This is a genomic window from Streptomyces sp. ISL-10 (genome assembly GCF_018614575.1).
GTDB lineage: Bacteria > Actinomycetota > Actinomycetes > Streptomycetales > Streptomycetaceae > Streptomyces.
This window is the reverse complement of sequence record NZ_JAGGOJ010000034.1, coordinates 1-21,455: the sequence shown is the minus strand read 5'-3', so window position 1 is coordinate 21,455 and position 21,455 is coordinate 1. Positions and strand designations below refer to the sequence as shown.

25 protein-coding genes and 1 pseudogene are annotated in these 21,455 nt (G+C 69.0%); 16 read left to right on the top strand and 10 right to left on the bottom strand.

The genetic code is table 11. The features are described 5' to 3' along the window. Positions 1 to 7: 7 nt before the first annotated feature. Positions 8 to 472, bottom strand: coding sequence for a MarR family winged helix-turn-helix transcriptional regulator (locus J7E88_RS30540; protein WP_215186689.1), 465 nt, complete (start codon positions 470 to 472; stop codon positions 8 to 10). A gap of 204 nt (positions 473 to 676) precedes the next feature. On the opposite strand from J7E88_RS30540, the gene J7E88_RS30535 reads away from it, so the two are divergent. Further along, positions 677 to 898 carry a hypothetical protein gene (locus J7E88_RS30535; protein ID WP_215186688.1) on the top strand — a complete coding sequence of 74 codons (222 nt, stop codon included), beginning with the start codon at positions 677 to 679 and terminating at the stop codon, positions 896 to 898. A 244-nt stretch (positions 899 to 1,142) separates the two neighbouring features. Here the strand turns inward: J7E88_RS30535 and J7E88_RS30530 are convergent, their stop codons facing one another. The 6 genes and pseudogenes from J7E88_RS30530 to J7E88_RS36485 all read right to left on the bottom strand — a co-directional run. Beyond that, positions 1,143 to 1,874, bottom strand: a complete 732-nt coding sequence (locus tag J7E88_RS30530; RefSeq protein WP_215186687.1) for a hypothetical protein — start codon at positions 1,872 to 1,874, stop codon at positions 1,143 to 1,145. 59 nt (positions 1,875 to 1,933) lie between these two features. Further along, positions 1,934 to 2,791: an RNA polymerase sigma factor SigF gene (locus J7E88_RS30525; protein WP_215186686.1), complete on the bottom strand. Its 858-nt coding sequence runs from the start codon at positions 2,789 to 2,791 to the stop codon at positions 1,934 to 1,936. A 234-nt stretch (positions 2,792 to 3,025) separates the two neighbouring features. After that, positions 3,026 to 3,871, bottom strand: a complete 846-nt coding sequence (locus tag J7E88_RS30520) for an RNA polymerase sigma factor SigF (RefSeq protein WP_215186685.1) — start codon at positions 3,869 to 3,871, stop codon at positions 3,026 to 3,028. Between the two features lie 190 nt (positions 3,872 to 4,061). Beyond that, on the bottom strand, positions 4,062 to 4,355 hold the full coding sequence (locus J7E88_RS30515; RefSeq protein ID WP_215186684.1) for a Dabb family protein: 294 nt from the start codon (positions 4,353 to 4,355) through the stop codon (positions 4,062 to 4,064). Positions 4,356 to 4,403: 48 nt separating this feature from the next. After that, positions 4,404 to 4,565, bottom strand: a complete 162-nt coding sequence (locus J7E88_RS30510) for a hypothetical protein (protein ID WP_215186683.1) — start codon at positions 4,563 to 4,565, stop codon at positions 4,404 to 4,406. Positions 4,566 to 5,467: 902 nt separating this feature from the next. Continuing rightward, positions 5,468 to 5,611 (bottom strand): annotated as a pseudogene (locus tag J7E88_RS36485) (transposase); the annotation flags it as partial. Positions 5,612 to 6,069: 458 nt separating this feature from the next. On the opposite strand from J7E88_RS36485, the gene J7E88_RS30505 reads away from it, so the two are divergent. Further along, entirely contained in the window at positions 6,070 to 7,416 is a 1,347-nt protein-coding gene (locus J7E88_RS30505) for a YncE family protein (protein WP_308307666.1), read from the top strand. Positions 7,417 to 7,681: 265 nt separating this feature from the next. Then, entirely contained in the window at positions 7,682 to 8,242 is a 561-nt protein-coding gene (locus J7E88_RS30500) for a hypothetical protein (RefSeq protein WP_215186681.1), read from the top strand. Here the strand turns inward: J7E88_RS30500 and J7E88_RS30495 are convergent, their stop codons facing one another. Together J7E88_RS30495 and J7E88_RS30490 are read right to left on the bottom strand one after the other, a co-directional pair. Next, positions 8,243 to 9,001: a glycosyltransferase family 2 protein gene (locus J7E88_RS30495; RefSeq protein ID WP_215186680.1), complete on the bottom strand. Its 759-nt coding sequence runs from the start codon at positions 8,999 to 9,001 to the stop codon at positions 8,243 to 8,245. Positions 9,002 to 9,003: 2 nt separating this feature from the next. Continuing rightward, positions 9,004 to 9,792: a GntR family transcriptional regulator gene (locus J7E88_RS30490; protein ID WP_215186679.1), complete on the bottom strand. Its 789-nt coding sequence runs from the start codon at positions 9,790 to 9,792 to the stop codon at positions 9,004 to 9,006. 511 nt (positions 9,793 to 10,303) lie between these two features. On the opposite strand from J7E88_RS30490, the gene J7E88_RS30485 reads away from it, so the two are divergent. The 12 genes from J7E88_RS30485 (at position 10,304) to J7E88_RS30430 (ending at position 20,542) form a co-directional block, all read left to right on the top strand. Further along, positions 10,304 to 10,621: a hypothetical protein gene (locus tag J7E88_RS30485; protein WP_215186678.1), complete on the top strand. Its 318-nt coding sequence runs from the start codon at positions 10,304 to 10,306 to the stop codon at positions 10,619 to 10,621. Then, a complete protein-coding gene (locus tag J7E88_RS30480; protein ID WP_215186677.1) occupies positions 10,621 to 11,712 on the top strand; it encodes a conjugal transfer protein in 1,092 nt (363 codons plus the stop codon). The genes J7E88_RS30485 and J7E88_RS30480 overlap by 1 nt, the downstream gene beginning before the upstream one ends. Further along, positions 11,712 to 12,101 (top strand): RRQRL motif-containing zinc-binding protein, encoded by a 390-nt coding sequence (locus J7E88_RS30475; RefSeq protein WP_215186676.1) that lies wholly within the window; start codon positions 11,712 to 11,714, stop codon positions 12,099 to 12,101. Before J7E88_RS30480 ends, J7E88_RS30475 begins: the two co-directional genes overlap by 1 nt. Before the next feature lie 23 nt (positions 12,102 to 12,124). Then, positions 12,125 to 14,356: a cell division protein FtsK gene (locus J7E88_RS30470; RefSeq protein WP_215186675.1), complete on the top strand. Its 2,232-nt coding sequence runs from the start codon at positions 12,125 to 12,127 to the stop codon at positions 14,354 to 14,356. A gap of 140 nt (positions 14,357 to 14,496) precedes the next feature. Continuing rightward, positions 14,497 to 14,781 (top strand): hypothetical protein, encoded by a 285-nt coding sequence (locus tag J7E88_RS30465; protein WP_215186674.1) that lies wholly within the window; start codon positions 14,497 to 14,499, stop codon positions 14,779 to 14,781. A 5-nt stretch (positions 14,782 to 14,786) separates the two neighbouring features. Then, the gene (locus J7E88_RS30460; RefSeq protein WP_215186673.1) at positions 14,787 to 14,975 is read left to right on the top strand and encodes a hypothetical protein; all 189 of its coding nucleotides are present in this window, start codon (positions 14,787 to 14,789) and stop codon (positions 14,973 to 14,975) included. Positions 14,976 to 14,986: 11 nt separating this feature from the next. After that, positions 14,987 to 15,595, top strand: coding sequence for a hypothetical protein (locus J7E88_RS30455; protein WP_215186672.1), 609 nt, complete (start codon positions 14,987 to 14,989; stop codon positions 15,593 to 15,595). 2 nt (positions 15,596 to 15,597) lie between these two features. Further along, positions 15,598 to 16,065, top strand: coding sequence for a hypothetical protein (locus tag J7E88_RS30450; protein WP_215186671.1), 468 nt, complete (start codon positions 15,598 to 15,600; stop codon positions 16,063 to 16,065). 85 nt (positions 16,066 to 16,150) lie between these two features. Further along, entirely contained in the window at positions 16,151 to 17,074 is a 924-nt protein-coding gene (locus J7E88_RS30445; RefSeq protein ID WP_215186670.1) for a bifunctional DNA primase/polymerase, read from the top strand. A 142-nt stretch (positions 17,075 to 17,216) separates the two neighbouring features. Then, positions 17,217 to 18,755: a YfjI family protein gene (locus J7E88_RS30440; RefSeq protein WP_215186669.1), complete on the top strand. Its 1,539-nt coding sequence runs from the start codon at positions 17,217 to 17,219 to the stop codon at positions 18,753 to 18,755. A gap of 307 nt (positions 18,756 to 19,062) precedes the next feature. Beyond that, positions 19,063 to 19,290: an excisionase family DNA-binding protein gene (locus tag J7E88_RS30435; RefSeq protein WP_251023458.1), complete on the top strand. Its 228-nt coding sequence runs from the start codon at positions 19,063 to 19,065 to the stop codon at positions 19,288 to 19,290. A gap of 10 nt (positions 19,291 to 19,300) precedes the next feature. Continuing rightward, complete coding sequence (locus tag J7E88_RS30430) at positions 19,301 to 20,542, top strand: site-specific integrase (RefSeq protein WP_215186667.1); 1,242 nt, start codon at positions 19,301 to 19,303, stop codon at positions 20,540 to 20,542. Between the two features lie 38 nt (positions 20,543 to 20,580). Here J7E88_RS30430 and J7E88_RS30425 read toward each other — a convergent pair whose 3' ends face one another. Continuing rightward, entirely contained in the window at positions 20,581 to 21,006 is a 426-nt protein-coding gene (locus tag J7E88_RS30425; RefSeq protein ID WP_251023457.1) for a DUF5324 family protein, read from the bottom strand. A 247-nt stretch (positions 21,007 to 21,253) separates the two neighbouring features. On the opposite strand from J7E88_RS30425, the gene J7E88_RS30420 reads away from it, so the two are divergent. Further along, on the top strand, positions 21,254 to 21,455 hold a 202-nt coding region (locus J7E88_RS30420), incomplete at its 3' end, for a hypothetical protein (RefSeq protein WP_215186665.1).

Below are 21,455 nucleotides of genomic sequence, written 5' to 3'. Positions count from 1 at the left end.
ACTTCCCTTACGTCATCTGCGCGGGTGTACGGGGGGCATGGGCCCGGCAGTCCCCGACGGAATCCCGGAGGCGGGCCAGCATCGCGTTCAGCTGTCCGACGTCGTCGTCGGACCAGTCCTTCAGGTAGTGGGCGAACATGTCCGTCGTCCGGCGGCCGAGGTCGACGAGCAGGTCCGCCCCCGCCGGGGTGAGCCGCAGGATGCGGGAGCGCCGGTCGTCCGGGTCGGGTGAGCGCTCGAGCCAGCCGCGTTCGACGACATGGGCCACGTGCCGGCTGGTCACCGACATGTCGACGGCGAGCAGCTCGGCGAGGCGGCTCATGCGCATCTCGCCGTACCGGCCGACGAGGGAGAGCACGGCGGCGGATCCGGAGGGGCACTCGACAGGAAGCACCCGCGCGAGGCTTCGCTTCACGGCGCCCATGGCGCTGATCTGCCGGGCCAGCTCCTCGTACCGACTCCGTTCGGCCATGGACCCTCCCGGGGCATCTTGTTGCTTAGGGCAACGATAGAAGAGATTGGTTGCTACAGGCAAACGAAAAAGGGCCTCAGTGGTTAAAGGAACCCAAAAGGCTTCGCATGGGCGGAGTCACGGTGCGGACATGTCGCGAAGGAAGCACGTCCGGCGGCTGCCCGGGGTTGGGCCCGACCCCCGCGTTCGCTAGGGTCCTGCCTCATGGCACACAACCCCCATGCTCCCCACGGCCAGGGCCCCGAGGGCACCCATGACCCCGCGGGCAACACGCAGATGTTCCGCGCGTTCGTCGACGAGGGAGCACCCCAGGGCCGCGCGGGGGCGGCCCCGGCCCGGTCGTCCTCCTCGCGGGTCGGTCTGGTCGTCGGCGTGATCGCGGCGATCGTCGTCATCGGCGCGGTGGCCTGGCTCGCCCTCGGCTGAGTGCTCCGCGCGGCGCCGCCTGCGGTAGGGCGGGGTGAGGCGTATCGCTGCCCCGCCCCGCTGACCGGCGCCGGCCCGCCGCCGAGCGCGCCACGACGCCGCCGGCATAGGGCGTCCGGGCGGGCGACGGCAGGACCGAGGAGCCGTACGAACTGCCCTCAAAGAGAGCCGGCTCTCCGAGGCGAATGGGCCCCGCACCCCGTCATCACCCCCGAGACGCCCAGGCGCGCCCCCGCGCCGGCCGTCATTTCCACTCGGCCGTGACGTCCTGCGTCTCGATGTGCATTCCGAGCGGCACCCGCCACGCATCGACGCACACCGTGTACGCCTTCTTCCGAACGGCCCCGGGCGCGATCGGCACGGGCAGGGGTTGGCTGGACTCGATCGTCGCCCAGTCGATCCCGAGCGCGCCGATGATGTGCGTGGCGAACGTGACCGTGCCCGAAATCGCCGCCCTTCCACCGGTGTTGCGGAACTCCACGGTGGCCCGCTCGCACCAGCGCTGGTCCAGCGCCTCGCGGACCGGTTCCGTGAGCTGGAGCAGGGCGGGGCCCGCCGGGGGTGCGGGGCTGTCGGACGGAGGCGTGGACGGAGGCGTGGACGGAGGCGCGGGGGCCGGTCCGGCGGGCGGCGCGTCGGTGTCACCGCCGGGACCGCTCGGAGCGTCCGGCGAGTCGCCCGGGCCCGGGGCGGGCGCCTCGGCGGCGGGTGGCGTCTCGCTCCGTGGAGGCCCGTCGTGGAGCGGCGGGGCGGACGGTGCGCCGCCGGGAGTCCGCGGCGCAGCGGAGGAGTCCGGATCGTCCAGGGGGATCAGCACGACCCCGCCCTCGGGCGGGACCGCGGCGGTCGGCGACGGGCCGGAGCCCGCCGCGCCGAGCGGTACCCGCCCGCCGCCGTTGCTGCCTGAGCACGCGGTGAGCGCCCCGCCGAGGCAGAGCGCCACCGCGACGATCCCGGTCCGTCGACGTCGCCGCATGGCGGCAGTGTCGCTGACGGGGCGTCAATGCAGAAGAGCCAGGACGGCTTTCGAGCCGCTCAGTCCGCGATGAGCCCCTCGCGCAGTTGCGCCAGCGTTCGCGTCAGCAGGCGGGACACATGCATCTGCGAGATCCCGACCTCCTCGCCGATCTGCGACTGCGTCATATTGGCGAAGAAGCGCAGCATGATGATCTGCCGCTCTCTGGGCGGCAGTTTGGCCAGCAGCGGCTTGAGGGACTCGCGGTACTCGACGCCCTCCAGCGCGCTGTCCTCGTAGCCGAGGCGGTCGGCGAGGGAGCCCTCGCCGCCGTCGTCCTCGGGCGAGGGAGAGTCGAGCGACGAGGCGGTGTAGGCGTTGCCCACGGCGAGGCCGTCGACCACGTCCTCCTCCGACACCCCGAGCACCGCGGCCAGTTCGGGAACGGTCGGGGAGCGGTCGAGCTTCTGGGACAGCTCGTCGCTGGCCTTGGTGAGCGCGAGCCGCAGCTCCTGGAGCCGGCGCGGCACCCGCACCGACCACGACGTGTCACGGAAGAAGCGCTTGATCTCACCGACGACCGTCGGCATCGCGAACGTCGGGAATTCCACGCCCCGTTCGCAGTCGAAGCGGTCGATCGCCTTGATCAGCCCGATCGTGCCGACCTGGACGATGTCCTCCATCGGCTCGTTGCGGCTGCGGAACCTGGCCGCCGCGTACCGCACGAGGGGGAGGTTGAGCTCGATGAGCGTGTCGCGCACATAGGTGCGCTCCGGGCTGTCGTCGGCCGCCCCCTCGCTGTCCAGCGCGCGCAGCCGCAGGAACAGGGAGCGGGACAGAGTGCGGGTGTCGATGGCTTCCGAGCTGTCGGACACGACGGGTGCGGGTGCGCCGGGCGCACGCGTGAGCACCTTCGAGCTGCCCTGTTCTGCGGACATGCCACCCCCTTGAGGTCGCGGACGGTCGCGGTGGCCACGACCGACTGAGGAACGCAGCCTCCACCTGAATACCGGCGGCGGGCCTGCGGCAAACGCGGTTCCCGCAGAATGTCACATGTCGGCAACACGCTGTAGTGACATGTCGATAAGTATCGGGTGAAAGTGGCCAGGAAGCCAGAGGGGTAAGGCTTTTGAGTGACACTCAGGAAGTCGAGGGCGGTCTACCCGTTCTGGTTACGCTTCGATCCTGTTTGCGGATCGAAGTCGCGCGAAACTTCGGGCCAGCAGCCTTGACACATGCATCTGCGATACGCCCAGTTCCTGGCTGATCTGGGACTGCGTCAGGTTGCTGTAGTAACGGAGCATCAGGATCCGCTGCTCGCGCTCCGGCAGCTGGACGAGCAGGTGCCGTACGAGATCGCGGTGCTCGACGCCCGCCAGCGCCGGGTCCTCGTAGCCGAGCCGGTCGAGCAGGCCGGGCATCCCGTCGCCCTCCTGCGCCGCCTCGAGCGACGTGGCGTGGTACGAGCGGCCGGCCTCGATGCATGCGAGCACCTCGTCCTCGCCGATCTTCAGTCGCTCGGCGATCTCCGCCGTCGTGGGGGAGCGGCCGTGGGCCGTCGTGAGGTCCTCCGTGGCACCGTTGACCTGGACCCACAGCTCGTGCAGCCGGCGCGGCACGTGCACGGTGCGGACGTTGTCGCGGAAGTAGCGCTTGATCTCGCCGACGACCGTCGGCATCGCGAACGTCGGGAACTGCACGCCCCGGTCCGGGTCGAACCGGTCGATCGCGTTGATCAGCCCGATCGTGCCGACCTGGACGACGTCCTCCATCGGCTCGTTGCGGGAGCGGAAACGGGCGGCGGCGTACCGGACCAGCGGCAGGTTGGCCTCGATGAGCGCCGAGCGCACCCGGGCGTGCTCCGTGCTGCCCGGCTCCAGGGCCTTGAGGCGGCCGAAGAGGACCTGGGTGAGAGCCCTGGTGTCGGCGCCCCTGCCGGGCGGCCTGGCGGTCACAGCGGGGGTCTCGTCCGGCCGCTCGTTCTGAGGTGGCACCTGAGGCGCAGTACTGGCCGGCACGGTCACGCCACCCCTTTGCGGTCGATTTCGGTCAACTCATCCGTCAAAAGCGGTCATAGCATCACAAGACATGTCCACTGTGTGCAAGCACCTGATAACGCCGTGTTGACGGTGGGGTTGGCGTCCGATCAGCCGCAAAACACAAGAACCCCTCGCCGTCACGGCGAGGGGTCCGGGGGTGCGGGGGCGCTCAGAACTCGTAGTCCGCGATCACCCAGGTGGCGAACTCACGCCACTGCGCGGCGGCCGCCTGGTGGGCCGGGTGCTCGATGTAGCGCTTGAGTGCGTCGCTGTCGGCCACGGCGGAGTTGATGGCGAAGTCGTACGCGATGGGCCGGTCGGTGATGTTCCAGGCGCACTCCCAGAACTCCAGCTCCGGGATTAGCCCGTCCAGCTCCTGGAAGGCCTTCACGCCGGCCAGCACGCGCGGCTCGTCGCGGTCGACGCCGCCGTTGAGCTTGAAGAGGACCAGATGGCGGATCAAGGGGGCACTCCTGGGGGACTGGGAACCTGAGCGGGGATGCGCGCCGGTCTAGTTGACGAGCTCGGTCATGAACTGTCCGACACCCTGCGCGGCGTCCGATATGCCCTCGAACCCTATCCCGACCAGGTCGGCGGCCTTTTCCGGAGAGGTGATGATCGTATACAGGACAAAGACCACGACTATGTAAAGAGCGACCTTCTTCGCTTCCACCCTCGGCCCCTGTCTCCCCTGCCGGCCCCGTCGCTGCCCGTGCGTCGCGTGAGTCTAACCGAGGCTGTATTTCCGGCCACCCGGGCCACGGACCATGCACGAAGGGCCCCGGCGCTGTCGCACCGGAGCCCTTCGACAAGAGCGGTAGCGGAGGGATTTGAACCCTCGGTGACTTGCGCCACACTCGCTTTCGAGGTCTGTTCGTGCTGGTGAGGTCACCGTTCATCGTCGTTCACTGCCGTACGGGACGGGCTATGCGGCCATCCTTTGGGACTCGCGTGAACCGTGGCGAACGTCGGCGTACGGCTATGAACGAGACGGAAAGTGAGACGGAGCGGCTGGGTCAGCTCTGCGCCGTGGCCTGCGAGAACCAGTGGGCCAGGCGACGGATCGTGCCCTCGTCTACGGCGTCGATCAAGCGCCTGGCGGCAGTGTCGTCCTCCGGCTGCCCAATCGGAACCCCCGCGCTGACGAGAGCGGAGGTCAATACCTGGTGCCGGCGGTCTCTGAGGCGTTCCTCCCGGGCGCTGCGGACTGGCTCCTCGGCGGCATCCGCGACAGTAGTGGTGACGCCAGGCCCCGGTGAGATGGTGTCGAGGTGCTGCCACCCACTGCCGTCGGTCGTCGGGCCCCAGATCTCGAACGTCGGAGCGCCCCCACGTGCCTGGACCGTGAGCGTCATCTCAGTAACCGCGTGATCAACCGGTTCTCGGGAAGGCGATTCGGCGACCGCTCGCCGGGCTCCCTCGGCCGACAGGGACACCGCGACGAATCGTGGGCGTCCGTCTGGCGGTGTCGACATGCACATGTCTGGCCCCATGGCTCACTCCTCGGATGGCCGGTAGGTGACACGAGCGTAGCGGTGAAGCTGACGGGTCGTCAGTAGTGCCTTAGAAGTCATCTCATTTGGCGAGTCTGCCGTAGCAGATGAGTGTGCAGGCGAGGAAGTGTTCGGCTTTGTGCTCGTAGCGGAGGTGGAGGCGGCGACAGCCGGCGACCCACGCCATGGTGCGCTCGATGGTCCAGCGGTGACGCCCCACCCGCTGCCGACCGCGGTGGAAGCTTCTCCCTTGCATCAAGGCGGCCCGCTCAAGCGGGCGGCGCGCTGGAGCGGTCGGGGGCCGGTCCGGCCGATGTGACAGGGCTGGGCCGGGTGAAGCGGGGGATTCGGTGAGGAGCGGCGGAGTGCGGCGGGTTCCGAAGGGGGATCGGAGTCGTCCATACGGCCCGCATTGGGGGTGGTGTGGGGCTGTGTGCTGAGCACGGCGCTTAGCGTCGGCCGCGGCGATCTTCAGTGCCGCGGCGACGCCCGACGTCCACGGCGGGGCATCGATCGCCGAGTTCGTTCGGGCACTGGAACGCACTTCGGTGTCGTGCACTGCAGGAGGTCTTGATGTCCGGTATCGCAGTATCGGGGGCGCCGGGGCGGGGGAGTACGGGGCGAAGTCGCGGGAGCGGGGGCTCGTGGTGGGTCGTGGTGCGGGCCTGGTTGGCGGGACTAGCGGTGCTGGCTGGCCTGACCGTCCCGCTCGCCGTGGCGACGCCCGCCGCCGCGCAGACGGGAACCTTCGCCTACGTCGCCAACTTTTTCTCGGACGACGTGTCGGTGATCGACACGGCCACAAACACCGTCGTGGCCACCGTCCCCGTCGGCGACCAGCCCCGGGGCGTGGCGATCACCCCGGACGGCACCCGCGTCTACGTCGCCAACAACAACACAACCACAGTGTCGGTCATCGATACCGCCACCAACACCGTCGTCGCTACCGTCACCGTCGGAGCCAACCCCATTGGCGTGGCGGTGACCCCGGACGGCACCCGCGCCTACGTCACCAGCGGCTCGGGCGGCGTGTCGGTCATCGACACAGCCACCAACACCGTCGTAGCCACCGTCCCCATTGGCGCGGCCCCCGTGGGCGTGGCGATCACCCCGGACGGCACGCGCGTCTACGTCACCCAGCCCGGCGATGACGGCGTGCCCGTGATCGATACCGCCACCAACACCGTCATCACCACCATCCCCGTGGGCAACGCACCCCTGGGCGTGGCGATCACCCCGGACGGCACCCGCGTCTACGTCGCCAGCGTCGGCTCGGACAGCGTGTCGGTCATCGACACGGCCACCAACACCGTCGTGGCCACCGTCCCCGTCGGCGACTTCCCCCAGGGTGTGGCGGTGACCCCGGACGGCACCCGCGTCTACGTCGCCAACTTCTCCTCGAGCAGTGTGTCGGTGATCGATACCGCCACCAACACCGTCGTGGCCACCGTCCCCGTCGGAGCCAACCCCCTCGGCGTGGCGGTCACTCCAGACGGCTCCCGCGTCTACGTCACCGACGCCGGCTTGGACAACGTGTCGGTGATCGACACGGCCACGAACACGGTCATCGCCACCGTCCCCGTGGGCGACGGCCCCGAGGGGGTGGCGATCGGGACCGTCGCCGCTGAGCGGACTCCGACCAGGCTGACCCTGAGGGCCGAGAAGAAGAAGAAGGGGAAGGACGCCGTGGAGGCCCTGGGCGCCGGGGGCAGGCATGGCCTCACTCTGCAGGCCAAGCTGACCGCCGAGGGCCGGCCCCTGGCAGGTAAGCCCATCGACTTCACCACCGACTCCGTCCTGCTGTGCACCGACACCACCGACAGCAGGGGCAAGGCCACCTGCAAGGTCCCGCGCAAGCAGGACAACGACACCTGCTACACCGCCACCTTCGCCGGCGACGACACCCACGAACCCGCCACCGCCACCGTCTGCACGGATCACAGCAGGTCCGGATGGCCGTCAGAACCGGAGAATTCGGAAGGCATGAGCGTCATCCCCGGCCAGGCACTCACGCCGGCCGCCAGGACATGAACGTGACCCTGCGCGGCCAAGCCCCGGCAGATCCCCGCCTCCCGCAACCCCGCAACTGATCACCCCTACAACATGCCCCACCAGGGCATGTCACCTCCTTCACGACTCGTGGCCCTGACCTCAACCCGAGGCAGGGCCACGACCGCACCACGAAGGCCCGCGCAGCTCGGTACGTTCCAAATGAGATGACTTCTTAGGTGATGTGTCCATGGCTTCCTTGATCGCCCTATGATCCGCTGGTCACGCTGTTGAAGCTGGGGGATCAATGGACATCGCGGGTCAGCTCGTGACCATCGCGGCTGTGCTGCTGGGCGGTTTAACCACGCACTTCACGAACCATCGGATGGAGCGTCAGCGGACCCGGTACACGATGCTTACGCGGTGGGATGAGCGAAAGCTCGATGCCTACGCCGACTACGTCGATCGGGTGCGCACCTGCATTTACGCTTCCGTCCTCCTCTACGAGGTGCGGAAGGGTATGCGTGACATCGAGCGGAGCGAGCGAGAGCTGGCGCTTGCTCTTGCCGATGCCGAAGGTAGTCGCGGGCGCGCCTTCGAGCGGGTGATGCTGCTCGCCGAGGACGGGGTTGTCGAGGCGGCTCACAAGTTGAACGCCGCTGCCCACGCCATCGACTGGCGTGCGAGGGGCACTACCGATGGGTCGTTGGAGGAATGGCGTCAGCTTCATAAGACCGCCTTTCAGGCCATCAACCGCTTCCATGAGGCGGCTCGGGATGATCTGGGCGTGAGCGGCAACTTCCACGGGGAGGAGCACGGGGCGCGGGACCTGGTACTCCCGCGCACCCGCGATGAACTGGAGCCCTGATCAGTCCTCGCCGAATCGCCAACCGGTGAGGCCCGCGAGGACAGTGGCGCGCGCTTCAACGACAGCCATGCGGGCCGCTCGCTCACCCTCGTGGGTGTGCGAGGCATGGTTGGTCACCTGGCCAGGCCACTTCCTGTAGAGGAGCCCCGTCTCCGAGGTGAACCAGCCGCGGGATACCGCGCTCAGCGCGAGTAGCAGCCCAGTGTCTTCTGAAGCCGGGAGCGCCATCCACCCCCCGAGGGCCAAGACCAGGTCACGGCGAGCGAACAGCGTGGCCGGGTGCACCTGCGCGCGGAAGTCGTGAGCCTGCCAATGGCTGAGGACGGCTCCGCGCTCGATGGGGCCCTGGGGAGGATCCTGGTCAAACCCCACGGTCGAGCCGTCGGGCAGCAGGTCAAGCACCCGCGAGGTAGCCCAGCCGAGAGATGGAGTCTCAGTGAGGGCGGCCAGATCTCGGGCGAGGGCGCCGGGAGTCAGCATGTCGTCGGCGTCGAGGACCTTGATGAACTCGCCCGTTGCGCGGGAGAGCGCCAGAGTCCGGGCTACGCCGGCACGGCCGGGGCGGCCCTGGCCAAAGCTGATGCGGGTGTCATCCGGTACATACGGCGCGACGGCGTCGGTTTCCCCATCCTCTTGGATGACCCACTGCCAGTCCCACCCGTCGGGCAATTGCTGCTCGCAGAGCGACTTGTAGGCGTCCGGAAGGTGATGAGCTGCCGGTGCGTGTACAGCAGTGATGACAGAGATGCGACGGGTCATCCTCACCACCTGGCCAGGTGAGTCCTGAAGATCAGTTCCGTCCGATCGCCGGGGAGTGTCACGTCTGATACCTCCACTACTCGGCCTTGCGTGTCGATCGAAGTCTTCCGGAGGACGACCACGGCCACACCACCTTGCAGTCCCAGTTCCTCGCTCTCCTCCACTGTGGGCGGACGCGCGGTGATGCGCTCGACGATGCGGTCCAGTTCGATGCCGACCGTGTGGAGCTGATTCTGTGTTCCGCCCGGCCAGGGTTCTTTCGACTGGTCAAGGAGGTCCGGGTTGGCAGCCACCATGTCTCGCACCAGGTACGAGCGAGCGATGTTGAAGGGCGAATCTTCCTCGCGGTGGTTGGTGCGGTAGACCCTCTCAAGCAGGAGTGTCCCAACCGGCACCCCGAACTGAGCCGCTAGGTCCTCGTTGGCCGGCACGTCGCTGTAGGTCGCACTGAAGATGAGATCCGACACGGTAAGCCCGGTGTCGTGCTCAGTCGCCCCCGTAGCCTGACGCTCTTCCCGGGACACGCGGGCGCGATCCTTCTCCCACTGGTGGCGGGCGTTGTCGCGTTGCACCAGCTTCCGAGGCTTCCGCACGAAGTTGCCCACCCCATGCTTCTTGTCGATCAGCCCTTCTGAGAGCAGTAGCGCGAGCGCGTCGCGCATCGTCGGCAGGCTCGTCTTGTACTCCTTCGCGAGCGCCGTCTCAGCGGGCAGCCGCTGACCAGGCTTTAGCTCACCAGCGCGGATGCGCTCGCGCAGTTGCTCGGCAATCCGCTCGTACTGCTTAGCCATCGGGGGCTCACCATCCCTGCTTGTTGACCGTCTCAGGATAAGTCCTCAAGAGGAGTTGACGACTCCTGGCGCGTCCGCCATAGTCGGAGCAACTCCTTAAGAGGAGTTGAGGACAGGATCTCTTATGGAGTGTCCCGTGCTCTCGCTCTATGCCCGTCTGCGACGACGGAGCCGCGCGAACCCTGCACCACTTGCGCCCGGAAGGCCCCGTGAAACGGGCCCGAAGGAAGCGTCTGTTCCTTGACAACTGAATGGGGATCACGCCGCCTCTCCTCGGCCAAGTAGGCGGCCGCGTGGACCACCTGGCCCGCGTGATGAACAGCGCAACCACAACCCCACCGCAGCGCTTCGGCGCTGCGGCCGGTGGCCCCCTCGCCCGTCCGGTGCTTGAGCCGTACGGGCGGGGCTGAGGGGAGCCGGATGCACAGGGCTCTAACGCTGGGTCGGTCGCCTCTCTCCAAGGCCGCGACCGTTGCCCGGCATCTCCGTCCCTCCGACTTGGGAGATCCGCATGCGTACGTACATAGGTAGTCACGAGGCTGCGAACGCGGCTGAGTTCGAAGAGCTTGCGCTCGGCTTTGACGAGCTGCCCGCCGGTATCGACGTGGACCTGTTCCGCGGTCCGCTGGGGCCCGAGACCCCGCAGGAGCGGGCGGCTCGCCTGGACGTGGCTCGCGAGGTCATCGCCGACCTCGCGGCGCAGGGCGAGGGGGGTGACGAGGTTGCCGCGTGGGATGCCCTGTACGCCGACGCGCTGACCCGCACGGTGCCGTTCCTGCGCTCGGCTCGCGCGGCCGGCCGTTTCTCCGGAACGGGGGAAGCGGCGTGATGAACGAGCGCAGGATGCTGACGAAGGCACAGAAGGTTGTTCTAGTCGCCGCGTTCGTGCCCATGCTCGCCACTGGTGTGGCCGGTGGCGTGGGGACGTTCAGCAACATCAGCCGCGCCTACGGCTCGGGTACGGCGCTGGGTGCGGTAGCGGCCGGTGAGGGCGCGACCGCGGTTCTGGCGCTGGTGCTGCTCGGGCTGACGATGCTGGGGCAGTCCTCGCCGGTGATCGTCCGGTTGGGCTTGTGGGCGCTGCCCGCCGCGGCGTCGGTGATGGCGGCCATGGCCGCCGACGATCCGGGCCGCACCGTGATCTACGCCGTGACTCCGATGGGCATGTGCGTGTCGGCGGAAGGCATGGCGTTCCTGGCTCGCCGCATCGTGGTCCACCAGGACGGGCGCGACATCGAGGCAGAGGTGAAGGCGGCCGCCGTCGTGCGCGCGCTCGCCTACCACCGGGCCCGCGCGGCGAACCACCCCGACCGGCGGGTCAAGAAGGCGTCGGAACGCAAGTCCTGGAGGCTGGCCCGCAAGGTCGGCTTGGGGGATGCGTCCCTCGGTGTGCGACTGCTGGACATCCAGCGCGAGCGCGTGACCGGCGGCGCGGACGCCGCCCTCGCGGCCATGTTCACCGCCCCCGCATACCAGGACGAAGCGCAAGACTCTACTGTAAATCGGTTGGGGTCTGACCTGCGAAAGTCGGCCCCCGAGCCGGTAGCGGAAGCGGCAACGCTTCCCGCTCTCCCGTCGGCCGACCCCAAGCTGGTCGACGCCGCTGAGTCGGCCGACCCGGTAGCAGCCACGGATCCGGCCGAGTCGGCTCCGGCGCGGGCGGTTGCCGCTGTGGAGTCGGCTCCCCGCCGGGCGACCGGTCGGGTACCTCAGTCGGCGCGTACGCCCCGACTGGTCCGCACCCCGGAGCAACTGCTCGATGAGGCCCGGTCGGCTACGGCCGACTGGTCGGACGTCGAGCTGACGGCCGAGGGGATTCGCAAGGCGGTCCGCACGTCGTCTGCGAACGGCCGCATGCTGCGCGACGCGCTCAAGGCTGAGCGCGCCGCCGGTGACGGGCTGGATGAGGTGGCTGCCTGATGTCTCCCTCGTTCGGCAAGTGCTTCGACCCGGACGGGACGACGTTCGGCGTTCCCACCTTCCCGTGGAAGTTCGCCCCGGACGGCTACGCCACCCGCCGCCAACTCCGGGCCCGCGGCTTACGGCCCGGCGGGCAGCCCATCGCCGCGCAGGTGATGCGCCGCGCCCGCCGGCGCAAGTCCGGGGTGCTGGTCGCCTACCTCTACCGGATCGACCAGGCCAAGCCCGTACGGCCCATGACGCCCGGTCGCGCCGCCGCGCTCGCCAAGGCGATGAGTGCACGGCGCACATGCCCGCAGTGCTCGATCGATGCCGGTTACTGCATCCCGACCTCGCTCGGCATGTGCGTGACCTGCGCCTACCCGCAAGACCAGACGACTGCTGCCTGACCTTGTGAAAGGAGTGATCCACCGTGTCCGAGATCCCCACCATCGACCCGCCGGAAGAGCCGGACGGCACCGAGACCAGCAGCGAGACGGCGGCCATCCTGCCGTTCCCTGCCCGCAAGGCGACTGCGGGCGAGCCGCCTGCGCTGGGCGAGGTGAAGCCCGGCGAGTGGGAAGCGCAGATTCCCGACGACGCCGAAGAGGACGACGCCCAGGTCGCCGAGGGCGATCCGGTCGACCCGCCGCGCGAGAAGTACCCGCCGTCCGTCAGCGAGTGGATGGAGGCCAAGGACAAGGCCCGCCCGACGGTGCTGCCGGACTGGGTGAAACTGCCCGACCAGCGCAAGGCAGTCCGGCGGTGGGCGGTGCGGCACTACTCGACGATGGTCGGGTACCACGCGCTGCGCCTGCCCTGCGTCTACACGCCGAAGCTGCTGGCCTACTCGCCGCGCGGTGCGTGGCGCTGGTCGACTGCGGTCGGCCGATGGGTGTCCGACGCCGAGGGCAAGGCGCTGCGCCTTGCGGCCGTGCGTACGGAAGATGCGGGCGAGTACCTGAAGCTCTCGCGGCAGCGGGACGCGCGGGTGAAGCTGCGCGGCATCATCGCCACCGTGGGCGGCATCATTGGCCTGGTTGCCGCTCTCACTCTGTACGTCATGGCGCCGTCGTGGCTGCTGCTGTTTTCGGTGGCGACGCTGACGACCGTTCTCGGCATCGCGGGGGCGCCGGCCGACCGGCCGCTGATCGACCGGGCGAAGGTGACGTTCCGCAAGCGCAAGCTGTCCTCGGACATCGTCATCCGCGCCCACGACGCGGCCAAGCTGACCAGCAAGGACCAGTCCATCGCCTTCCCGCGGCCGATCGGCCGCGACGGGGACGGCTGGCGCGTCGTGGTCGACCTGCCGTACGGAAAGACGTTCGAGGACGCAGTCTCCGCCCGTACGCGCCTCGCGTCGGGCCTGGACATCGCCCCCACGCAGCTCTTCCTCGACAAGGACGAGACGAGCGGCAGGCGCGTGTCCTACTGGATCGCCGACCGTGACCCGCTCGCGGTCCCGGCCGGGCGTACGCCGCTGCTCGGAGCGACGCGGGTCGACTTCTGGAAGCCGTTCCCGTGGGGCGTGGACGAGCGGGGAAACCCGGTCATGGCCACGATGCTGTGGCTGTCGCTGCTGGTCGGTGCCGTTCCGCGGCAGGGCAAGACGTTCTCCGCCCGCACGATCGCCCTCGCGGCGGCGCTGGACCCGCACGTGCGGCTGATCGTGTTCGATGGGAAGGCGTCGCCGGACTGGCGCGCGTTCACCAAGGTCGCGCACCGTATCGGGTTCGGCATCGTGCCCCGCAACGGCTTCGATCCCGTGGAGCACATGGTGTCCGCGCTGATGGAGCTGAAGGCCGATGTGGAGGACCGCTACCACCGGCTGTCGGAACTGCCGCTGCACATCTGCCCGGAGGGCAAGCTGACCCCGGAGATCAGCCGGGACAAGAAGCTGAACATGCCGCTCACGCTGGTGGTCGTGGACGAGGTGCAGGAGTACCTGCAGCACCCCGTGCACGGCAAGACCATCCTTGAGCTGCTGGTCTACCTCGCCCGCGTCGCGCCGGCCGTCGGCGTCTCGGTCATGAACTCCACACAGAAGCCGGACGACACCGCCTGCCCCTCGGTCCTCCGCGACCAGCACCAGGCCCGCTTCTCCCTGCGGGTCGGCTCCTGGCAGGTCTCCGACGTGGTCCTCGGTGCGGGCTCCTACAGCGAAGGCCTGGACGCATCCCGCCTGCTCAAGTCCCACAAGGGCGTGGGGCTGCTCAAGGGCATGTCGGATGATTCCGGCATCGTGCGCACGTATCTCGCGGACGGCCGCGACGCCGACAGCATCCTGACCCGCGCCCGCGCGCTGCGCGAGGACGAGGGGACCTTGACCGGCGACGCTGCCGGAGAGGTCACCGCCGCCCGCAACGCCGACGCGATCCTGAACGACGTGGCCGCCGTGCTGGGCCGCAAGGAAGACAAGGTCTGGTCCGAGACCGTCGTCGACCGCCTCGCGGAGCTGAACCCGGAGGCGTACGGCGAGTGGGCCGCCCTGGAGGGCCGCGCCAAGGCCGACCAGCTCGCCGCCGCGCTCAAGCCCTACGGCATCAAGACGGACCAGGTGTGGGGCAAGACAGAGACCGGCAAGGGCGCCAACCGCCGCGGCATCGAGCGCCAGCACATCATCGACGCCGTCACGGAGCGCAACAAGAAGCGGGCCGCGAAGTAGCCGCGAACGGTCGCTAGGTCTAGCAAGCCACGTCGCTAGACCTAGCAACCTCGCTAGCGACTGAAACCCGCCCTGATCAGGCCGCTAGCGCCTAGCGAGCCACCTGCGAAAACCCCGGAAACGCGCCCTGGAGGCCCCTCGTGACCCTGCCCGCGCTCGCTAGCGCCCTACTGATCCTTCTCTCCCTCTGTTACGCCTTCGTGTGTGCCGCCCAACCGTTCGGCCGCTGCAACAAGTGCGACGGACTCGGCTTCCAGCTCACCCACGACCGCAAGGGACGGCCCAAGCGCGGCAAGCACTGCCGCCGCTGCAACGGCCACGGCATCCGCATACGCCGCGGCCGGCACCTGTGGAACCTGTGGGCCCGCACCTACCGCCGCGGCACCACCACCCCCGCCCCCAAGCACCCCGCCCAGAAGGGATAGCCACCGTGGCCGTCACTCTCTCGCTCGTTGCCCTGTTCGGACTGGTCCTGTTCTTCCTCCTGCGCTCCAACAACCTCGGCTACGGCTCCGCGTTCGTCGCCACCGGCTTCGGGTTCTTCCTCGCCTCCACCGGCGCAGCCGGACCCATCAACCAGCTCGCCACCGCCGTCATCGACGCCCTCGGCAACCTGTAAGGGAGCCCGCGATGAACGAACCCCTCATTGCCCGCAGTTCACTCGCCCTCACGCTGCCCAAGGCCGCCCCGGCCATCGCCACATCGACCGTGCTCATCCTCGGCCGGATCTGGAACGCGAACGGGGCCGAACACTCCGTCGGCAACGCCGCCCTCATGGTCGTGCTCGCCACCGGAGCCGCGGCGGCCGGCGCATTCGCCTCCGCCGGACGACGCGGGGATAGCGTCATCGCCGGAACTGCGTTCGCAGCCGCCGGCGGACTCGCACTCGCCGGAGTCGCCGGATACGCCGACGGCATCTCCCTGCCCCTGCTGCTGTGGGCACTCGCCACCGCCGTCGCCTATGGGCTCGCCGCCCGCTACTGGCGCACCGACCGCCGCGAGGCGGTCGCGTACGAACGGCGCACCATCGAACACCGCGAGGACCACGCCCACGCGGAACGCATCGAGGCCCTGCGCGCCGGAGCACAGATCGAGGTCGCCCGCGAGAGCGCCGCCTACGCCACCGCCCTCGCCCAGGCCCTCACCGCCCGCGCAGCACTCCCCGGCTTCGACCCGGTGGAACTCACCCGCGCCGGACTGCCCGAACTCCCCGCCATCGACACCACCAAGGAGCACTGACCATGTTCGAGATCCGCATCATCTGCAACCCCGCCGACGCCGACCACATCACCGAGAAGCTGGCCCAGACGTTCACCACTGGAGCCGCCCGCCAGTACCCCAACCGCCGCAACACCGAGCGCACCCGCCTCTACATCACGGCCGAACACCGCGCCGACAGCGAGCCTTGGCCGACGCCGGAAGAGGCGTACGCGCTCGCCCCGAGCATCATCAGCGAGATCGGCTGGACCGCCGGAGCGGTCGCCGACAAGCCGTTCGGCGAGGACATCGGGCGCGAGTTCTGGCTCCGCAAGGCGGCCCTCCTGGACCACATCGCCCTCGCCGACGAACACGAGGGCATCCGCAGCGACGCGGCAGAGCTCGCCACCGAAGCGGCCCGCCGTCTCGTGAACGCCGACGCCGCCGCGGTCACGCGCGACCCGCGTCACTACGTCCGCCAGCAGTACGCCCACTGGGCCAAGAACCACTAGCTACGCCTGGGGCGGTCGCCTCTCTCCAAAGACCGCGACCGCCCCGGCTCTCCGTCCCTCCGAAAGAAACAGGAGAACCCCCAGCATGACCCAACCGACACCCATCCGGCGAGCACCCGGCCACCGGCCCAGCCTCCTCGTCCCGAACGGGCACCTGCGGACCGCGCTGACCCTGGCAGAGGCAGGCGTTCCCGTGCTGCCTCTGCGGGAGGGCAAGGTGCCATTCGGGAACTGCCCCGCCTGTGCGGGCGGCGCGTGCGGCGGCCGACCGCACATGAAGACCGCCGGAACCTGCCGCTGCCCCGGCGTATGCCACGGCTGGGCTGCCGCCACCACGGACACCAGGGTCATCACCTCCGCTGCCTGGGCTTTGATGTGGCACAGGGCCGCGGCCGTCGCCTATCACCCGGCAGGGGCCGGGCTGACCGTCGTGGATCTGGACGACGCTCACGCCGTCGCCTGGGCCCGCGAGACGCTGCCCGCCACAAGGACGGTGCCGACGACGCGCGGCCAGCACTGGATCTACCGGGGGACCATGCGGTCAGCCAACTCCGTCCGGCCGGGTGTCGACATCAAGTCCCGAATGGCCTATGCCCGCTGGCTCGGACTGGGCACCGGCACCCTTACGGAACTGCCGTCGGGCGTCCGCACCCTCGTTGAGAAGGAAGAGACCACCCCCGGCCGCGGAGGCGTGGTCTCTTCACCCCCGGAGCGCGCGGAGTGGGACCGGGCGGTCGCCACCGGATGCCGCCACACAGAGGCGTATGTGCGCACCGGCCTGGAGCGGGGCTTGGCCATGGTGCGAAGCCGCACCGAGTCCGGTGCCGGATCGCAGGCGTTTGGCGTCGCGCACTTCCTGGGAGCCCAGCACGCGCAGTGCCCCGGCCCCTGCGGGCTGGAGGCGCTTGGGCACCAGATCGTCGCTGCTGCCTTCTCGGTTGGCGTACCCGAGCCCTACGCCCGGCGCGCGGTCGCCAACGGCCTGAACGCCCCTGGGAGGTCGGCGTGACCACCCATGCAGACGCCGCCAATGTCACCGACGCCCCCACCGCCCTGGGCGCGGAAGTCGCCGCCCGTCAGGGCGCCCTTTCGGCTCTTCGTCCTGACCCGCACTCGACCACTGCCAGCAGGGCCGGAAGGAGGAACGTCGCATGAGCGCGGATACGGACCTGTGGGAGGGGTTCGACCCTCTCGCCGTCGAAGAGATCACGGGACCGGTCTGGGACGAGCCGGTACCGCTCACGGCCCGCCGGGACCTCCCCGGCTTCCCCGTGCACGCCCTGCCCGCATGGCTGGGGGACATGGTCGCTGCCGTCGCGGAGGAGACGCAGACCCCGGCGGACCTCGCCGGATGCTTGGCCCTCGCGGTCGTCGCCACGGCGGCCGGCGGCCGTGCCATGGTCTGCGTCCGTGGACGGTGGCGCGAGCCGGTCAACCTGTACACCGCCGTCGCGCTCGACCCGGGCAACCGCAAGAGCGCCGTGTTCGCGCTCATGACCGAGCCGCTGATGGCCGTGGAGAAGACCCTCGTGGAACTCTCCGGGCCTGCCCGCGCGGAAGCCGAGACGACCGCACGCCTGGCCAAGGCAGCCGCGGACAAGGCAGCGGCCAAGGCCGCGAACGCGGAAGCCGGGATGCGGGATCAGCTCACCGCGGAAGCGGTCGCGCTGGCCCAGGCGGCCGAGGAGATCAAGGTGCCGTGCAAGCCGCAGCTTGTCGCGGACGACGTGACGCCGGAGAACCTGGCGACCCTCCTCACGGAACAGGAGGGGCGGATCTCGGTGCTGTCGCCTGAGGGCGGCATCTTCGACATCATCGCCGGGCGCTACAGCGGCGCGCCGAACATGGAGGTCTTCCTCAAAGGCCACGCCGGGGACATGGTCCGGGTCAACCGGCAGGGCCGCGACGCCCAGCACATCGAGCGCCCCGCCGTGACCATGGGCCTCGCGGTGCAGCCGGAAGTCCTCGAATCAATCGGGCAGATCAAGGGGGCCGACGGCCGGGGACTCCTCGCGCGGTTCCTGTACGCCCAGCCCGAATCGCTCGTCGGCCGCCGCAACCTCACCCCGGAACTCATCCCGGACAACGTGGCGAGCACCTACGCGCAGCGTCTCGGGGGACTGGCCATGGCCATGAACGGCTGGACCGACCCCGTGCTGCTCACGCTCACGCCGGAAGCGGACGCGGTCATGCTCGCCTACCAGAAGGTCACAGAATCCCGCATCGGCAAGGGTGGGGCACTCGCGGCCATCGTGAAATGGGCCAGCAAGCGTGACGGAGCCGTGGCCCGCATCGCCGGACTGCTGCACCTGGCCACCCACCCCGATGGCGGATGGCAGCGCCCCATCGAGGCCGCGACACTCGCCGCCGCGACCGAGCTGGGCGACTACTTCACTGCCCACGCCCAGCACGTGTTCGACGCCATGGGCGCCGACCCCGCGCAGGAAGCAGCCCACCAGGTGCTCGCACACCTTCGGGACACACGGTTCAGCGGGTTCACCAAGCGGGAGCTGTTCCGGCAGCTCTCGCGCGGCGACTTCCCCGCGATCGCCGACCTCGATCCGGCTCTGGCGCTGCTTGAGGAACACGGCTGGGTCCGCCAGCTGCCGCCGCCCCCGCGTACCGGGCGCGGCGGCCGGCCGCCCTCGCCCCGCTATGAGGCGCACCCGCGCCTGATCCGCAGCGCGTGACAGAACCCCTGCCGGACCGACAGAACTGACAGAACCCCCGGAATGCTGCGCTGACCTGCACTAACGGCCCGATCGGCCGCTGTGACAAAACCTCTGGAAACTCCGACAGAACCCACCCGCCCCCGGGCGGCCGGTCGTGACAGAACTCTCCGCCTGGGGGTTCTGTCGGAGTTTTCGCGAGTTCTGTCACGACCGGTCCAGCAACCGAATACGCAGGTCAGCGCCCTGCAAGGCAGGTTCTGTCAGTTCTGTCAGCGATTCCGGCCCCTGCGCCACAGAAACCGCATGACGCATGGAGGACACACCCATGAATGCGCTCGAACTTGATGTGTCGGATGACCCCACGCTGGCCCTCCTCACCGTCGAAGAGGCTGCCCGGCGGCTCCGCATCGGGCGGACGCTCTGCTTCCGGCTCATCGGCACGGGAGAGCTGGAGTCCGTTCCCGTCGGCCGACTCCGCCGTGTACCTGCCGCCGCCATCCCGGAGTACGTGAACCGGTTGCGCGCGGCCAACAAGCCTGCTGCCGCCGCCTGAAAGGACCCCTGTGGAAGAGAAGAAGCGCACCCGCCAGCCCAACGGCCGATCCTCGATTTACCTCGGCAAGGACGGGAAGTGGCACGGCCGCGTGACAGTCGGCATTCGCGACGACGGAAAGCCGGACCGCCGCCACGTCGAACGCAAGACCCGCGCGGAGGTCACGGAGGCCGTGCGCGAGCTGGAGCGACAGCGCGATGCCAAGACCGTACGCAAGCCGGGCAAGCCCTGGACGGTCAAGACGTGGCTGACGCACTGGATCGAGAACATCGCTCCGCTCGGGGTGAACGAGAACACGATGGTGGGGTACGGCGCGGCCGTACGGAAGCACCTGATCCCTGGGCTCGGTGCACATCGGCTTGACCGGCTCAAGCCGGAGCACATCGAGACGTTCTACGCCGCGATGCAGGCCAAGGGCAGCAAGCCCGCGACCGCCCACCAGGCGCACCGCACCTTCCGCACCGCGCTCAATGAGGCGGTGCGGCGGGGCCACCTGGGGCAGAATCCCGTCCGGCTGGCCAAGGCCCCGCGGGTGCGGGAGGACGAAGTCGAGCCGTACTCCGTCGAAGAGGTCCGCAGGCTGCTGCGCGCCGCCGACAAGCGCCGGAACTCGGCACGGTGGGCCGTCGCCCTCTCACTCGGTCTCCGGCAGGGCGAGGCGCTAGGTCTCAAGTGGACCGATGTGGACCTGGATGGGGGAGTTCTGATGGTCCGTCGCAGCCGTCGACGTCCGCAGTATGCCCACGGGTGCGGTGACACCTGCGGCCGGAAGGCCGGGTACTGCCCGCAGCGCAAGCGAACCAACCCCGAGACGGCCGACACGAAGTCCCGCGCCGGCCGCCGCGCCGTCGGACTTCCTCCACAGCTTGTGGATCTGCTGCGGACGCACAAAAAGCGACAGGATGCCGAGCGAGCGGCGGCCGGCGACAAGTGGACGGATGAGGGTTGGCTCTTCCCCACCGAGACCGGCCGGGGCACGTCGCCGCGCACGGACTACGACGACTGGAAGGGGCTTCTGGCCGACGCGAAGGTGCGGGACGGCCGCCTGCATGACGCTCGGCATACGGCCGCCACAGTCCTGCTCATTCTGGGAATCTCGGAGCGGGCTGTGATGGGACTCATGGGCTGGTCGTCCACGGCCATGGCCGCGCGGTACCAGCACATGGTCGACACGGTCCGCACAGACATCGCCCGACAGGTCGACGGACTAATTTGGGACGTCGAGAAAGGCCCAGCGAGCGCACAACCTTAGGGCTGTCGGGCTAACAGGCACGGCAGTCGGGGCCGGTCTCAATCGTTGCGGTACGGGAGATCCGCCTCGGCCTCTTGGTGGTCTTCGATCTCCCTATCGCCCGGAGGCTCAACCAGCCAATCTGGGTTGGTCTGCTTGTCCCACCATTGCCAAGCCGCGAAGGCTGCCCCTCCAGCGGCAGCCCAAATGATCAGGCTCTTGGCTAGCCTTCTTCCCTTGTAAGAGCGCAGGCCGGGGCGGAGCAAACGCTCCGTCTCGGCGGCGATCGCGGGACGGCGCAGCAGAGCATTGAGCAATGCCCCGGGTTCACTGGCGACCGGACAGGCGGGATGGTGGCGCGCCTTTGACAACCGGCAACCGCAAAAGGGGCAGTACCGACCAGGCTGGAACCCGGGTGGGCCAGCCGACCGTACTGCCAGCCGGACCCGCCTCTTGACGCTGCCAAGCCAATCCGCAGAAGCCATTCGCAGTCCTCTAACGCTCTGCATCAACTGGTACTAAAGCACCGTATATGTCAATAGTGATCATATGGGGCTAATACGGAGCCTTCGGGAGTGGCGACAGCGACGTCAAAAAATGGAACGATCAACGGCTGGCGAGTTGGTCGCCAGGCCGACTGCAGCGGATCCCAGGCCGCCTGGCAATCAGGGGCCCTGGTGGGAGGGCGGCGCAGTCCCCGAGCGCTACGGTGTTTTCGATGCGCTGAACAGTATGGGTAACGTCGCCTCTCCGTTCTTAGCAGGCTTCTCTTTGGCCGTATCGGTTCAAACGCTCTCGCTGCAACCTGGCGCGACACGTTGGCGTGAGGCGGCACTGCTCTTGCTTGTGCTTGCTGCGGTTAGCCTCATCTTCACAGTTCAAGCCATGTTCTGGGCGCGCCAACACTTGGTGACTCCTAAGACATCGTTTCTTA